This is a genomic window from Vibrio sp. qd031 (assembly GCF_002100145.1).
Taxonomy (GTDB): Bacteria; Pseudomonadota; Gammaproteobacteria; order Enterobacterales; family Vibrionaceae; genus Vibrio.
In genome coordinates this window covers 21,903-36,658 of the sequence record NZ_JXQD01000029.1, presented here as the reverse complement: position 1 = coordinate 36,658, position 14,756 = coordinate 21,903, and the positions used below count along the sequence as shown (strand labels likewise).

Here is a 14,756-nt window from a genome sequence, read left to right as displayed (position 1 = left end):
AATTAACTGTCCGGCAGTTGGTTTGGTGTATTTTAGGAGATGCGGTATGCCAGAAAAGAAAAAAGCGCTAGGAATTCTAGCCATTGCAGGGGTTGAGCCGTACCAAGAAAAAGCTGGTGAAGAGTATATGTCACCAGAGCAAATGGCTCATTTCACTAAGATTTTAGAAGCTTGGCGCGACCAGTTGCGCGAAGAAGTAGAACGCACCGTTGTGCACATGCAAGACGAAGCCGCAAACTTCCCTGATCCGGTCGATCGCGCTTCGCAAGAAGAAGAGTTCAGTCTAGAGCTACGCAACCGCGATCGCGAGCGTCGTTTGATTAAGAAGATAGAAAAAACACTCAACAAAATCGTAGAAGATGACTTTGGTTTCTGTGACTCTTGTGGTGTAGAAATCGGTATTCGTCGTCTAGAAGCTCGCCCTACAGCTGATCTATGTATCGACTGTAAAACACTCGCAGAGCTAAAAGAAAAACAGATGCAAGGCTAAGTTCAACACGCCTAAATCTTAAAAGGGAGCGAAAGCTCCCTTTTTGCTTTTTCATCACTGGTTACACTTACCTATCTCGTCGGTTATTACACAAATAGTATGCACAACGTCATTGGTCGATTTGCCCCTTCTCCTTCAGGACCGCTTCATTTTGGTTCGCTTGTTGCCGCTTTAGGCAGTTATTTTCACGCACGGTCACAGAACGGGCAGTGGTTAGTTCGAATCGAAGACCTGGATCCACCGCGTGAGATGGCTGGTGCCGATAGCCTTATTTTAAAGGCTCTTGAGGCCTACGGTTTACACTGGGACCAACAGGTTTTATATCAAAGCCAGCGTTTGGCAGACTATCAAGCTCAAATTGATGATTGGCTTGAGCGCGGTGACGCCTACTACTGTCAATGTACCCGCAAACAGATCAAGCAATCTGGCGGCTATTACCTTGGAACCTGCCGAACATTGGGCTTACCAGCAAGAGAGTGCTCTGTAAGGATCACTGTAGACTCGTGTATTGACCATTTCTCGGACCTCCGCCATGGAAAGATCGCCATACCAGCAGCCCTTGCTAAAGAAGACTTTATTATTAAACGAAGAGATGGATTGTTTGCCTATAACTTAGCCGTCGTGCTTGATGATATTTATCAAGGGATAACACAGGTTGTCCGTGGCGCTGACCTTATTGAGCCAACAGGGCGTCAAATTCATCTGTATACTGTGTTGGGGCAGACGATACCTGACTACTTACACCTACCACTCGCGATGCAAGCAACGGGCGGAAAACTCTCTAAGCAGAATCATGCTCCAGCCATTTCAACCTCTGATGTTGTTCCAACATTATGCTCTGCGATGCAGTTCTTGGGTTTTTCCCTTCCCGATGACGTACAACAGGGCAGCACGGACGAAATCATCGCATGGGGAGTGTCACAATGGCGCATTTCGCAACTGCCAGACGAGATAGAAGTCATAACTCCATTCTCAATTGGCTCAAGCTAAGCTATCATTAGCGCAAATTAATCTTTGATAAGTAACTTCAACGAATTAGCTTATCAAAATGTTCACCGACAAGTAGCTACGGGTAATGAATACACAAACTCAGTCACCAAATAAGAACGCACCTTTGATCGCCACTCATGTTCCAAGAGATCAGCACCCTATATCTCGCGACATGATCAGTGACAACGCACTTAAGGTTCTCTACCGTCTGCACAAAGCTGGTTACAATGCGTACCTAGTTGGTGGCGGCGTGCGAGACTTGCTACTTGGCCAAAGTCCAAAAGATTTTGACATCGCCACCAATGCTACGCCAGAGCAGATTAAATCTCTGTTTCGAAACTGCCGCCTGATCGGTCGCCGTTTTCGCTTGGCGCACATTATGTTTGGTCGCGATATTATTGAAGTTGCGACCTTTCGTGGTCACCATGAAGAAGGTGAACAGGAGACCGGCAAGCAAATTTCAGCGCAAAATCAAGAAGGCATGCTGCTTCGTGATAACGTCTACGGCAGCATCGACGAAGATGCTCAGCGCCGCGATTTCACCATCAATGCGATGTATTACAACATTGCGGACTTCTCAATCGAAGATTTTGCCAATGGTATTGAAGACCTTAAGTTAGGCATGGTGCGATTGATCGGTGATCCCGAGGTTCGTTATCGCGAAGACCCTGTTCGCATGCTGCGCGCCATTCGATTTGCCTCAAAACTTGATTTCGATATTAGCTTTGAAACCGCTGATCCCATTAACACTATGGCACCGCTGCTGCAAAGTATTCCATCTGCACGTCTCTATGAAGAATCCCTTAAACTGTTGCAGTCTGGGCATGGATTAGATACGTACGATTTGCTGCGTGAATTTAGCCTTTTTGAGCAACTATTCCCGATCATTGCAGAGCAATTTACCGAGGAAGAAGAGTCGAATACCGAGCGCATGATCGAATTGGTATTGGAGTCGACAGACGCACGCATTGCAGAAGGTAAGCGCATCAACCCAGCATTTATGTTTGCGGCCATGCTCTGGTACCCACTAGAAGCCTACGCCTATCGCCTGATGGATAAGCGTGACATGAGTTATTACGACGCTATTTTATCAGCCAGCAATCATATTTTGGATGAACAGGTTCGATCAACGGCGATACCGCGTCGTCACACTGCAACCATACGCGAAATTTGGCAGCTGCAACTTCGTTTGCCTCGCCGTCAAGGAAAGCGCGCCTTCAGACTACTTGAACTGAACAAGTTTAGAGCTGGGTTTGATTTCCTCGAAATGCGTGGCGAAATTGAAGGTGGAGAAACCGAAGAACTCGCCAACTGGTGGGACACCTTCCAACAAGCTGGACGCGATATGCGCCAAGCGATGTCAAACGATGTTGATGGTGCCAAAAAACCGCGTCGCCGCAGTAAGAAAAAACGCAAGCCAAAGGCCGATTAATGAGCATTGTATACATTGCAATTGGCAGTAACTTAGGGGATTCAATCGCGACGGCAAAGCTTGCGATTGAAGCGCTTAAAGCCTTACCCCACTCACAGTTTATAGGCTGCTCATCGCTCTATTCTAGTTCACCGATGGGGCCACAAGATCAACCTGATTACGTCAACGCGGTGGCGAAAATCGACACGCAACTTTCACCGTTAGAGCTGTTGGATTTGACCCAAAAAATCGAGCTCGAACAAGGGCGAGTGCGCAAAGGTGAACGTTGGGGGCCACGAACTCTAGATTTAGATTTGTTGCTGTTTGGCGACCAAGTGATTAATACAGAGCGCTTAACCATTCCCCATTACGGAATGAAAACCAGAGAATTTGTTTTGTATCCTTTAATGGAAATAGAACCTCAATTGCAGTTGCCCGATGGCACTGCTATTGCTTCACTCATTACACACATTGATAAAAATGGACTGGAGATCTTAGCCAACGCATAACCCATGCGCGCGCCAATGCTCCACAGATAGGTAACACAATGAAAAAAGTCACCACTTCAACCTTAATGAAATGGAAACAAGAAGGGAAAAAATTCGCTTCTTCAACAGCCTACGACGCCAGTTTTGCTCAGTTATTTGAGCAGCAAGAAATGCCTGTTCTGTTGGTAGGCGATTCATTAGGAATGGTGCTGCAAGGCAAGCCCGATACTCTCCCTGTGACCGTAGACGATGTTGCCTACCATACTCGCTGCGTACGTGCAGGCAGTCCAAACTCTCTTTTGATGGCTGATATGCCCTTTATGAGCTACCCCACCCCAGAGAAGGCGTGCGAAAGTGCTGCAGCGTTAATGCAAGCTGGCGCTAATATGGTAAAGCTAGAAGGTGGCGCATGGCTTGTTGAAACCGTAAAAATGCTGACAGAGCGAGCTGTACCTGTTTGTGCTCATCTAGGCTTAACGCCACAGTCTGTGAACATATTTGGTGGTTTTAAAGTACAAGGCCGCGATCAAGAACAAGCAGATCAAATGGTCAAAGATGCACTGGCGCTGCAACACGCAGGTGCACAAATCGTATTGCTAGAATGCGTCCCTATGGCACTCGCAGAACGCATTACCAATGCGCTTACCGTTCCTGTAATCGGTATTGGTGCGGGTAACGTAACAGACGGTCAGATTTTGGTGATGCACGATATGTTTGGCATCGCAGCAAACTATATGCCTAAGTTCTCGAAGAATTTCCTCGCAGATTCTGGAGATATGCGACAAGCCATTTCACAATATATAACGGATGTTGAATCAGGTGCTTTTCCTGGACCTGACCACACTATTGCATAGTGGCAATCAGCTTAGACACCGAATAGAAATAAGGAAACTCGCATGAAAACATTTAACGATGTGCAGTCAATACGTGCGCGTATCAACATGCTAAAACAGCAAGGCAACAGCGTTGCCTTTGTCCCGACAATGGGCAACCTGCACGATGGACACTTATCTCTCGTTAGCCTAGCCAAACAACGCGCCGATATTGTGGTGGTGAGTATTTTCGTCAACCCTATGCAGTTTGAAAATGCCAGTGATCTAGACAACTACCCAAGAACTCTAGAACAAGACTTGGCAAAGCTCACCAGCGCTGGTGTTGATATTGTGTTCACTCCCACACCAGAAATCATGTACCCAAATGGACTGGATCAGCAAACCTTCGTTGAAGTCCCTGGGCTGTCGCATATTTTGGAGGGTGAGTCTCGTCCTGGTCATTTTCGTGGCGTGGCAACAATCGTTGCCAAATTGTTTAATATCGTCAAACCGGACATAGCGTGTTTTGGTGAGAAAGATTTCCAACAATTGGCGATTATTCGTCAAATGGTCAACGATCTTGCTTTGGATATTCAAGTGCTGGGTGTCCCGACCATGCGTGAAAAAGATGGCTTAGCAATGAGCTCTCGCAATAACAGGCTAACCGAGCAACAGCGTATTCTTGCACCCAAAGTCGCGCTAGTGATGAACGAAGTTGCAAATCGTATCGCCAACGACAGAAATTGCGTAGCCGACGCTTTAGAGCTTGCGCACCAAGCGTTAGTGAATACCGGCATGCAGCCTGATGAGTTGTTTGTTGTTGATGCAGACCGACTGATTGAGATTGACGCACAGTCTAAGCGGGCAGTAGTGCTGATGGCGGCGTTTTTAGGCGATGTTCGGTTGATTGACAATATGGTGGTTGAATTAGACTAGCCAACCTTTTCCATAGACATCAAGTAAAAAGACCAACACGTTGTGTTGGTCTTTTTTGATTCTATCACGTTAGCTTCGAATTCCTCGCCCACTGGTAATTAAGTAGTGCGCTACGGCATAAAGAATAACAACAAAAACAGATAATACACCGAATGATGTGGTAATTGAGACATCAGAAATGCCTAGAAATCCGTATCGGAATGCGTTCACCATATAGACGATTGGGTTTATTTTAGAGACACCTTGCCAAAACTCCGGTAATAAACTGATGGAGTAAAACACGCCACCCAAATAGGTCATAGGTGTAAGCACGAAGGTCGGTATGATGGATATATCATCAAAGGAACCAGCAAACACGGCATTAATCAAACCGCCAAGCGAAAAGACAATTGAGGTCAATAACACCGTTGCGACAATAATGCCCCAGTGCTGGACCTGTAAATCAACAAAGAACAACGACACAATCGTTACAATGATGCCAACCAGTATTCCTCGCGTCACGCCCCCCATGACATAACCCAAAATGATCACATAATTAGGGACTGGAGCCACTAGCAGCTCTTCGATATTTTTTTGAAACTTTGCACTATAAAAAGAAGAGGCAACATTAGAATAAGAGTTAGTGATCACCGACATCATAATAAGTCCGGGTACAATAAACTCCATGTAACTGAAGCCTTCCATGGTGCCAATGCGCGACCCAATCAAACTGCCAAATATCACAAAGTACAGTGTCATGGTGATGGCTGGCGGCACCAGCGTTTGCACCCAAATTCGCATAAAACGGTGAATCTCTTTGCCAAGTAGACTCTTAAAGGCTGTCCAGTAGATGTTGTACATTATGCTGTCTCCCTATTTTTTTCGCCTTCACGAACAATGGTGACAAACAACTCTTCCAATCGATTGGCTTTATTGCGCATCGACATCACTTCAATGCCTTGCTCGGTCAATTGTGAAAACAGATGATTGAGACTTTGTGTTTTCTCGATTTCTATTTCAAGTTGCCCATTGTGATGGCTGACGACTTTAATCCCATCCAATTTCGGTGTGGGTGCATCAAGCGCGAGATCCAATAGAAATGTTTCCACATGCAATTTACTCAATAGAGACTTCATACTGGTATTTTCAATCAGCTCACCTTTATTGATGATCCCAATATTTCGACAAAGCATTTCCGCTTCTTCCAAATAGTGCGTCGTCAAAATAATGGTGACACCTTGTTCATTGATTTCTTTTAGAAAGTCCCACATCGAGCGGCGAAGTTCGATATCAACACCAGCGGTCGGCTCGTCCAATATTAACAGCTCTGGCTCATGGACTAGCGCACGAGCAATCATTAGGCGTCGTTTCATGCCGCCAGATAACGCGCGAGCTTGGTCGTGACGCTTTTCCCATAGATCCAGTTTGGATAGGTATTTTTGAGTGCGTTGTTTGGCGACATCACGAGGTACACCGTAGTAACCGGCTTGCTGCAGAACGATCTGCTCGACAGTTTCAAACATACTAAAGTTGAATTCCTGAGGAACCAGTCCCAGTTTTTGCTTTGCGTGCTCCAAGTGGGTATCGATATCAAAATCAAACACTTTTACGCTGCCTTCACTTTTATTGACCAGTGAAGATATGATGCCAATGGTGGTCGATTTACCTGCGCCATTTGGCCCTAATAGCGCATAGAAGTCGCCTTTGTTGACAGTAAGGCTTATTCCTTTAAGTGCCTCAAAGCCGCCCGCGTAAGTTTTACGTAGGCCCTGAATCTCCAGTGCGTGCATGATTCGATTCCTTAATACAGACAATGCACCTTATGTTGTAGCGGCATAGTCGTTTTTCAAGTCAGTAACTTAAAAGTCACTGACTTGATTTAGCTGTTGTTAATTGCCGATTCCGCTTACACGGTCAACGGGGCTACTTTGTTGCTTGCTTGTTCACGTTGATAGGCAGACTTTTGTACTTGCTTCACCGCATGCTTTAACGCTTCGTAACGAAAGCCAAATAGATTCTCTTGTGAAAGAAGATCGATAACATGGAGTTTTTCCAACTGCTCCTTGGTCTGCTGGTTCGGGCAGAGTAAAAACACCTCACAGTTGGCTTCATAGGCATCTTTAATGGCGTTTTCTATGGCCAGGCCAACGGTTACATCAATCATTGGAACGTCGGTTAGATCGATAATCATCGACTCATATTCGGCGATATGGTTGTGCTGCCTAGATATGGCTTTGGACACACTAAAAATCATCGGCCCTGATAAGTATAGAAACAACACTTTGCCATTGGCTTTATCCAACAACGCACGTTCACTGTCACTGAGAGGAACGTCATCGTCGTCCGCATCACTAATGGATTTAACATGCTGTTCTTGAACACGGCTTAGGCGCTCTATAATGATGATGTTGGAAATAAACACTCCCAAGCCAACAGCAACAATTAAATCCACGAATACGGTCAGCAGCATAACGCCATACATAACCGCCATACCCGGCAGGCTGACTTTGTGGGCACGCTGAATAAAGCTCCAATCCAGAATGTTAAATCCTACATACATTGCGATACCGGCTAACACCGCCATTGGGATGGGCTCGGTGAGGCCTCCAGCCACAAGCACCACCAGCGCGAGTACTAATGCGCGCATAATCCCCGATAAGGGTGAGCGCGCGCCAACTTGAATATTGGTTACTGTACCCATGGTGGCTCCGGCACCAGGAAGCGCACCAAATAAACCCGCGAGCATGTTTGCGATACCCTGCCCGACCAACTCCTTATCAGAATTGTGTTCTTTTCGCGTTAGCGAGTCTGCAATTACCGCGGTCAGCAATGTATCAATACAGCCGAGAGTTCCAAGAACCAAAGCATCAATGACCATTTCAACCACAATATCAGCACTAAACGTCGGCATAATTATCGAGGGCAATCCCGCAGGTATTTCTCCAATACGACGGATGGATCCGTCATTAAACAAGACCACCGAGATCAGTGTCACCACTACCAACGCCACCAGTTGAGCAGGGACAAACTTTTTGTATTTTTCTGGTAAGAAGAACAAAATACCTAGTGTTGCTAGCCCTAACAGCAACTCTTTGAAATCCAGAGCAGCGATGGTTTCAGGCAGCGCTTTAAGCGTACCGATTACACCACCGGCAGGGGCTTCATGCCCCAGCAATGGGGACAATTGCAATATGATAAGAATGACACCAATACCTGACATGAACCCTGAAATCACGCTGTATGGCATAAGCGTGACATACTTACCGAGTTTGAGTGCACCGAGTAATACCTGAAATGCCCCCGCCATGATCACCACAGTAAAGGTCATCGCTAGGCCACTTTCTGGGTATTTCGCCATCATGCTGGTTAATACAGCCGTCATGATCACCGTCATAGGGCCGGTTGGTTCAGAAATTAGGGTGTTTGACCCACCAAACAGTGCGGCAAATAGGCCGACCATGATCGCCCCCCATAAGCCTGCTTCGGCTCCTGCACCAGAAGCCACACCAAATGCCAATGCTAGGGGTAATGAAATGATCGCGGTGGTGACACCGCCGAAGAGATCACCACGAAGGTGGATATTTTTAAAACGTTGATCCATCAAACTACTGTCCCTGTACTTCTGTGTTGAAAGGTAAACGCTGCGATATTACCAATTTTTTAGCATGATGTTGATGGAGAGTTAAATAATATTTGGTCACCCGACCAGTTTATTCGAGCGATGCTCCGATCAGTTTAATCCCTTATAAGAACTAGTGATTTTTGCTACGCAATCGTTTAGCATCAAGCTATTGTTCATGTGAGTATCCACTATGCCAAAGCTAAAACAACTGATTGAAAACAATGCAAAATGGTCAGAATCAATAAAGAAAGAAGATCCTGCGTTTTTTGAGCAGCTTGAAAAAGGCCAACACCCAGACTTTTTGTGGATTGGTTGCTCAGACAGCCGAGTACCTGCTGAGCGCCTAACAGGTCTCTATTCTGGCGATCTATTTGTACACCGCAACGTGGCTAACCAAGTAATCCATACCGACCTTAACTGTTTGTCAGTGGTCCAATACGCGGTTGATGTATTGCACGTTAAACACATTATTGTCTGTGGGCACTATGGCTGCGGTGGTGTTCAAGCCGCAATTGATAACCCTAATCTTGGGTTAATCAATAACTGGATATTGCACATTCGCGACCTTTTCTTGAAATATAAAGACTGGCTCACTCAGTACCCAGAGCAAGAGTGGGCTAACAAACTGTGCGAAATTAATGTCGCCGAGCAAGTCTACAATCTAGGCAACTCAACCATTTTACGCAGCGCATGGGAGCGCAAGCAAAAGGTTGAAGTGCACGGCATGATTTACGGGATCGGAAATGGAAAATTACGAGACATTGGCATAAACGCATCCAGCCACGCTGCGCTTGAAGCTGCGTACCAAAAATCTCTAAAGCTAATATTAGCGGACAAGCTTCAGGACTAAAAAAGGGACGCAAACGCGTCCCTTGTTATTTTATTTAGACCTTCACAGATTGCCCCTAGGGCTCTCTAACTTAATCCAGAGGTACAACCTTGCCAATGTATGGAAGGTTGCGATATTTCTGAGCATAATCGATACCAACACCGACAACAAACTCATCCGGGATTTCAAACCCTATCCATTTAGCATCCACTAGAACTTCGCGACGTGAAGGTTTATCAAGAAGTGTTGCAACTTGGATAGATTTTGGTTCTCGAATAGAAAGAATTTCGCACACTTTACTTAGCGTGTTACCCGTATCGATAATGTCCTCGACAAGCAATGCATCTTTTCCTTTAATGTCGTCATCGAGATCTTTTAGGATACGGACGTCACGAGAGCTTTCCATGGAGTTCCCGTAACTCGATGCCGTCATGAAGTCGACACTGTGATTTACCGTCAACTGACGAGAGAGGTCTGCCATGAACACGTATGAACCGCGCAGCAAGCCGACAATGACAAGGTCTTCACTTCCACTGTAGTGCTCGCTAATAGATTGTCCTAATTGATTTATACGCTCTGTAACGTCCTGTTCAGAGATCATTACCTCTACTGTATGCTTCATTTGTCTCTCATTTTTTTAGGTGACGTGACCTTATGTTGGCCATAGAAAGTGTAACTATAGCCGACCTAATATCACTACGTATAGAAAACTCGATTATTCTAGCACTAGCGATTGCATAATGAGGCAAACTTTCTTAACAAAATTGAGCAAGACTATTTGACAGACAAATATGCATCAATACACTTATTAAGGCACTATAAAAAATAAACTATTGATAATAATAAGCTTGTTTTAGCAAACACTAATAAAGATAAAACATCATGTTGCTAATCAAGTCATACCGTTGGCAGGTAATACTATGAATTCTATCGAGGTCAAAGCAAAACGCACTCGATTGACGCCTCATAAGAGAAAGCAAGATCTCCTCGAGCAGTCAATGCGTGTATTTGCGATGCAGGGCATTGGTCGTTGTGGCCATACAGAAATTGCACAAGCAGCAGGGGTCTCCGTCGCCACTGTCTTTAATTACTTCCAGAGTCGAGAGGATCTACTTGATCAGGTACTGCAACAGGTCGTACAAAGATTTGAACGATTTATTGTCGACTCTATTGACGAGCGAGAAAGCGTTCGTAAGAACATCGATCGAATATCAAACGGCATCATTAAGTTGGTAAAGGACGAACAATACTGGCTGCATATTTGGTTTGAATGGAGCGCGTCAGCGAGACACGATCTAGGGCCGCTATTCGTCTCTTCTAACAATGCCGTATCAAAGCATCTTGAAAATATGTTTGAGCGAGCTATGGTCCGTGGAGAGGTCTGTGACCAACACCAAGCGACGGATCTAGTGAATATGTTGTACGCACTGGTGTATATGCTATTCACACAAGCAAACAGAAACCACAGTCAACGCGAGCTCAAACGAATGCGTACCAGTATATTTGATATGCTTTGCATTTATCAACACGCACCAAATGCGTCTCGCTTCGTTCGTTTTTAGTCTGATAAGACACTCATTTTATTTTTAGACAGCATAAAAAAAGACCAAGCATACTGCTTGGTCTTTTTAACATTTATTACTGCTTACTTTTTCTTAACCGCTTTTTTGTTTGGAAGGTCGGTAATTGAGCCTTCAAACACTTCTGCCGCTAGACCTACAGATTCGTGTAGGGTTGGGTGAGCGTGAATGGTCAGTGCGATATCTTCTGCATCACAACCCATTTCAATCGCTAAGCCTATTTCGCCAAGCAGTTCACCACCGTTGGTACCCACTACAGCACCACCAATCACACGGTGAGTGTCTTTGTCAAAGATAAGCTTGGTCACACCGTCTGAACAGTCAGAAGCGATAGCACGGCCTGAAGCAGCCCATGGGAAAGACGCTGTCTCGTAGTTAATGCCTTCGGCTTTCGCTTCTTTCTCTGTTTTACCTACCCACGCCACTTCTGGCTCGGTGTACGCAATCGATGGGATTACTTTAGGATCGAAGTAGTGTTTCTTACCCGCAATAACCTCAGCGGCTACGTGACCTTCATGCACACCTTTGTGCGCAAGCATAGGCTGACCAACGATATCACCGATAGCGAAGATGTGGTCAACGTTGGTGCGAAGCTGCTTATCAACGTTGATGAAACCGCGCTCATCCACTTCGAGGCCCGCTTGTTCAGCGTCAAGCATCTTGCCATTTGGAACACGGCCGATAGCAACAAGCACAGCGTCGTAACGCACTGGCTCTGCTGGTGCTTTCTTGCCTTCCATTGATACGTAGATACCGTCTTCACGCGCTTCTACTGCGGTTACTTTGGTTTCTAGCATCAAGTGGAACTTGTTCTTAATGCGCTTGGTGTACACCTTAACAATGTCTTTGTCTGCCGCAGGGATCACTTGGTCGAACATCTCAACCACTTCCACTTTTGAACCTAGAGAGTGATACACAGTTCCCATTTCTAGACCGATGATACCACCACCCATGATGAGTAGTTTTTCTGGTACTTCGTTAAGCTCAAGTGCGTCCGTAGAATCCCAAATACGTGGGTCTTCATGTGGGATAAATGGCAGTTTGATTGGGCGTGAACCCGCTGCGATAATCGCGTTATCGAAGGTCACTGTTGCGCTCTCCTCACCTTCAACAGCGATAGTGTTAGGGCCAGTAAACTTACCGTAACCGTTAACCACAGTCACGTTACGCATTTTCGCCATGCCAGAAAGACCACCGGTTAGCTGATCAACCACTTTGTCTTTCCAGATACGGATCTTGCTGATGTCGGTTTGAGGCTCACCAAATACGACACCGTGTTCGGCCATTGCTTTGGCTTCTTCGATCACTTTAGAAACGTGAAGAAGGGCTTTCGATGGAATACAACCAACGTTTAGACAAACACCACCTAGGGTGCTGTAACGTTCGATAAGTACAGTTTCTAAACCAAGGTCTGCGCAACGGAATGCCGCTGAATATCCTGCAGGACCAGAACCAAGTACAACAACCTGGGCTTTAATTTCTTTGCTCATTTTGACCTCTTGTAGTCATTATCCCTAACAGCTCGATGGGTATCTTATTTTTCTTGGGGCGCCAACAGTTTACAAACTTGTTAACAGATTAAAAAATAAATCCCTTTGGGCTGTGAGCTAGACAACACTTCGGTTTACTCTAGCGCCGGTTTTCAATTGCGCTGCACCAAAATGTGTCTGTCATAATGTAAATTGCCATCATGCGTTAGCAAGATGGCAATAGTATGTAGTGTTATAGAACCAAGCGACGGATGTCAGATAGGCAACCGTTTAGGTACGTAATAAAACGTGCACCTTCAGCGCCATCGATCACTCGGTGATCGTAGGACAATGACAGTGGCAGTTGCAGACGCGGTTCAAACTCTTTACCGTTCCACACAGGCTTCATCTCAGACTTAGATACCCCAAGGATACCCACTTCTGGTGCGTTAACGATTGGCGTAAACGCCGTGCCGCCAATGCCGCCAAGGCTTGAAATAGTAAAGCAGCCACCTTGCATATCGCCAGCGGTCAATTTACCCGAACGTGCTTTCTTAGAAATCACCATAAGCTCTTCTGATAGCTCGTAAATGCCTTTCTTATTCACGTCTTTAAAGACAGGTACAACTAGACCATTAGGAGTATCAACGGCGATGCCCACATTTACGTATTTCTTCAAGATGATGCTCTCACCGTCTTCTGACAACGACGAGTTAAACGCAGGGAAGGCTTCTAGCGCTTTCGCTACCGCTTTCATAATGAATACAAGTGGTGTGATCTTAACGCCAGACTCTTTCTTCGCTTCTACCGCGTTTTGCTCTTTACGGAATCTTTCTAGCTCGGTGATATCGGCATTATCCCACTGAGTAACGTGCGGGATCATCACCCAGTTACGATGTAGGTTAGCACCAGAAATTTTCTTGATCTTAGAAAGCTTCTGCTCTTCGACTTCACCAAACTTAGTGAAGTCGACTTTTGGCCAAGGCAGTAGACCCAGCGCTGAGCCATCGCCTTTACCTGATGCAGCTGCACCAGATTCTAGGCGTTTAAGCGCATCTTTTACGTAAGACTGAACGTCTTCTTTAAGAATACGACTCTTACGGCCTGTGCCTTTCACTTTAGATAGGTTTACACCAAACTCACGAGCGATACGACGAACCACAGGAGATGCATGTGCGTACTCGTGATTGTCTTTAAAATCGCCCGTTGATGCAGCAGGTGCCGCCGACGCGGGCTCTGCTGCCTTCGGTGCTGGAGCTGCGGCAGCCGGTGCGCTTGCTACTGGGGCAGCAGCAGGTGCCGCTGACTGAGTCTCGAATACCATGATGAGAGAGCCAGTAGAGACTGTGTCGCCTTCAGCTACTTTAATCTCTTTAATGGTGCCAGCAAATGGCGCTGGTACTTCCATTGAGGCTTTGTCGCCTTCAACGGTTAACAAAGATTGCTCTTCGTCCACGCTGTCGCCCACAGCAACCATGATTTCAGTCACTTCAACTTCGTCACCACCGATATCCGGCACGTTTACTTCTTGACGTTCCGGCGCTCCGGATGCTGAAACAGCGGCAGCCGCCGCCGCTGGTGCTGCCGCTTCAGGAGCTGCTGCTGGCGCGCCAGTTGCTACTGTTTCGAATACCATGATCAGTGAGCCAGTGGTCACTTTGTCGCCTTCAGCGACTTTGATCTCTTTAAGCGTGCCCGCAAATGGTGCTGGTACTTCCATTGAGGCTTTATCGCCTTCAACAGTCAGTAGCGATTGCTCTTCGTCAATGCTATCGCCAACAGCAACCATGATTTCAGTGACTTCCACTTCATCATCGCCGATGTCTGGTACGTTCACTTCGACCAATTCGCTAGCAGCAGGCGACGCGGCAGCGACTGGCGCAGCCGCAGGTGCTTCAGCAGCAGGTGCCGCTGAGTCTGCTTCAAATATCATGATCAGTGAGCCAGTGGTCACGTTGTCGCCTTCAGCGACTTTGATCTCTTTTACAACACCTGCTTGAGACGCAGGTACTTCCATTGAGGCTTTGTCGCCTTCAACAGTAATTAGGGACTGTTCTTCTTCAACCTTGTCGCCAACGCTTACAAGAATCTCAGTAACTTCAACCTCATCAGCACCGATGTCAGGTACATTAATTTCGATTGCCATTGCT

General features: G+C 46.2%; 14 protein-coding genes. 8 read left to right on the top strand and 6 right to left on the bottom strand.

The genetic code is table 11. The annotated features are described in order from the left end of the window. Window positions 1–46 precede the first annotated feature (46 nt). From dksA to panC, 6 genes are all read left to right on the top strand, one after another. A complete protein-coding gene (gene dksA / locus ST37_RS16040; RefSeq protein ID WP_084888225.1) occupies window positions 47–490 on the top strand; it encodes an RNA polymerase-binding protein DksA in 444 nt (147 codons plus the stop codon). 99 nt (window positions 491–589) lie between these two features. Continuing rightward, window positions 590–1,480 carry a tRNA glutamyl-Q(34) synthetase GluQRS gene (gene gluQRS / locus ST37_RS16035; protein WP_084888223.1) on the top strand — a complete coding sequence of 297 codons (891 nt, stop codon included), beginning with the start codon at window positions 590–592 and terminating at the stop codon, window positions 1,478–1,480. An 85-nt stretch (window positions 1,481–1,565) separates the two neighbouring features. Continuing rightward, window positions 1,566–2,912: a polynucleotide adenylyltransferase PcnB gene (gene pcnB / locus ST37_RS16030; RefSeq protein ID WP_084888221.1), complete on the top strand. Its 1,347-nt coding sequence runs from the start codon at window positions 1,566–1,568 to the stop codon at window positions 2,910–2,912. Beyond that, on the top strand, window positions 2,912–3,400 hold the full coding sequence (gene folK / locus ST37_RS16025) for a 2-amino-4-hydroxy-6-hydroxymethyldihydropteridine diphosphokinase (RefSeq protein WP_084888219.1): 489 nt from the start codon (window positions 2,912–2,914) through the stop codon (window positions 3,398–3,400). Before pcnB ends, folK begins: the two co-directional genes overlap by 1 nt. A 38-nt stretch (window positions 3,401–3,438) precedes the next feature. Continuing rightward, window positions 3,439–4,233 carry a 3-methyl-2-oxobutanoate hydroxymethyltransferase gene (gene panB / locus ST37_RS16020; RefSeq protein ID WP_084888217.1) on the top strand — a complete coding sequence of 265 codons (795 nt, stop codon included), beginning with the start codon at window positions 3,439–3,441 and terminating at the stop codon, window positions 4,231–4,233. 42 nt (window positions 4,234–4,275) lie between these two features. After that, a complete protein-coding gene (gene panC / locus ST37_RS16015) occupies window positions 4,276–5,127 on the top strand; it encodes a pantoate--beta-alanine ligase (protein ID WP_084888215.1) in 852 nt (283 codons plus the stop codon). 69 nt (window positions 5,128–5,196) lie between these two features. On the opposite strand, the gene ST37_RS16010 is transcribed toward panC, so the two are convergent. The 3 genes from ST37_RS16010 to ST37_RS16000 form a co-directional block, all read right to left on the bottom strand. Further along, window positions 5,197–5,967: an ABC transporter permease gene (locus tag ST37_RS16010; RefSeq protein WP_084888213.1), complete on the bottom strand. Its 771-nt coding sequence runs from the start codon at window positions 5,965–5,967 to the stop codon at window positions 5,197–5,199. After that, window positions 5,967–6,896 carry an ABC transporter ATP-binding protein gene (locus tag ST37_RS16005; protein WP_084888211.1) on the bottom strand — a complete coding sequence of 310 codons (930 nt, stop codon included), beginning with the start codon at window positions 6,894–6,896 and terminating at the stop codon, window positions 5,967–5,969. The genes ST37_RS16010 and ST37_RS16005 overlap by 1 nt, the downstream gene beginning before the upstream one ends. 116 nt (window positions 6,897–7,012) lie before the next feature. Beyond that, a complete protein-coding gene (locus tag ST37_RS16000) occupies window positions 7,013–8,710 on the bottom strand; it encodes a SulP family inorganic anion transporter (RefSeq protein WP_143698228.1) in 1,698 nt (565 codons plus the stop codon). A gap of 208 nt (window positions 8,711–8,918) precedes the next feature. Here ST37_RS16000 and can point away from each other — a divergent pair, with 208 nt between their 5' ends. Then, entirely contained in the window at window positions 8,919–9,578 is a 660-nt protein-coding gene (gene can, locus ST37_RS15995) for a carbonate dehydratase (protein ID WP_084888206.1), read from the top strand. A gap of 70 nt (window positions 9,579–9,648) precedes the next feature. Here the strand turns inward: can and hpt are convergent, their stop codons facing one another. Beyond that, the gene (hpt, locus tag ST37_RS15990; protein ID WP_084888204.1) at window positions 9,649–10,179 is read right to left on the bottom strand and encodes a hypoxanthine phosphoribosyltransferase; all 531 of its coding nucleotides are present in this window, start codon (window positions 10,177–10,179) and stop codon (window positions 9,649–9,651) included. Window positions 10,180–10,477: 298 nt separating this feature from the next. Here hpt and ST37_RS15985 point away from each other — a divergent pair, with 298 nt between their 5' ends. Next, complete coding sequence (locus tag ST37_RS15985; RefSeq protein ID WP_084888202.1) at window positions 10,478–11,119, top strand: TetR/AcrR family transcriptional regulator; 642 nt, start codon at window positions 10,478–10,480, stop codon at window positions 11,117–11,119. Between the two features lie 83 nt (window positions 11,120–11,202). Here the strand turns inward: ST37_RS15985 and lpdA are convergent, their stop codons facing one another. Together lpdA and aceF are read right to left on the bottom strand one after the other, a co-directional pair. Next, entirely contained in the window at window positions 11,203–12,627 is a 1,425-nt protein-coding gene (lpdA, locus tag ST37_RS15980) for a dihydrolipoyl dehydrogenase (protein ID WP_084888200.1), read from the bottom strand. A 232-nt stretch (window positions 12,628–12,859) separates the two neighbouring features. Continuing rightward, complete coding sequence (aceF, locus tag ST37_RS15975; RefSeq protein ID WP_084888197.1) at window positions 12,860–14,752, bottom strand: pyruvate dehydrogenase complex dihydrolipoyllysine-residue acetyltransferase; 1,893 nt, start codon at window positions 14,750–14,752, stop codon at window positions 12,860–12,862. Window positions 14,753–14,756: the final 4 nt, after the last annotated feature.

What these genes read in the sequence shown, in the direction of transcription:
- dksA (WP_084888225.1), top strand. Translation starts at nt 47, where the DNA reads ATGCCAGAAAAGAAAAAAGCGCTAGGAATTCTAGCCATTGCAGGGGTT.
- gluQRS (WP_084888223.1), top strand. Translation starts at nt 590, where the DNA reads ATGCACAACGTCATTGGTCGATTTGCCCCTTCTCCTTCAGGACCGCTT.
- pcnB (WP_084888221.1), top strand. Translation starts at nt 1,566, where the DNA reads ATGAATACACAAACTCAGTCACCAAATAAGAACGCACCTTTGATCGCC.
- folK (WP_084888219.1), top strand. Translation starts at nt 2,912, where the DNA reads ATGAGCATTGTATACATTGCAATTGGCAGTAACTTAGGGGATTCAATC.
- panB (WP_084888217.1), top strand. Translation starts at nt 3,439, where the DNA reads ATGAAAAAAGTCACCACTTCAACCTTAATGAAATGGAAACAAGAAGGG.
- panC (WP_084888215.1), top strand. Translation starts at nt 4,276, where the DNA reads ATGAAAACATTTAACGATGTGCAGTCAATACGTGCGCGTATCAACATG.
- ST37_RS16010 (WP_084888213.1), bottom strand. Translation starts at nt 5,967, where the DNA reads ATGTACAACATCTACTGGACAGCCTTTAAGAGTCTACTTGGCAAAGAG.
- ST37_RS16005 (WP_084888211.1), bottom strand. Translation starts at nt 6,896, where the DNA reads ATGCACGCACTGGAGATTCAGGGCCTACGTAAAACTTACGCGGGCGGC.
- can (WP_084888206.1), top strand. Translation starts at nt 8,919, where the DNA reads ATGCCAAAGCTAAAACAACTGATTGAAAACAATGCAAAATGGTCAGAA.
- hpt (WP_084888204.1), bottom strand. Translation starts at nt 10,179, where the DNA reads ATGAAGCATACAGTAGAGGTAATGATCTCTGAACAGGACGTTACAGAG.
- ST37_RS15985 (WP_084888202.1), top strand. Translation starts at nt 10,478, where the DNA reads ATGAATTCTATCGAGGTCAAAGCAAAACGCACTCGATTGACGCCTCAT.
- lpdA (WP_084888200.1), bottom strand. Translation starts at nt 12,627, where the DNA reads ATGAGCAAAGAAATTAAAGCCCAGGTTGTTGTACTTGGTTCTGGTCCT.
- aceF (WP_084888197.1), bottom strand. Translation starts at nt 14,752, where the DNA reads ATGGCAATCGAAATTAATGTACCTGACATCGGTGCTGATGAGGTTGAA.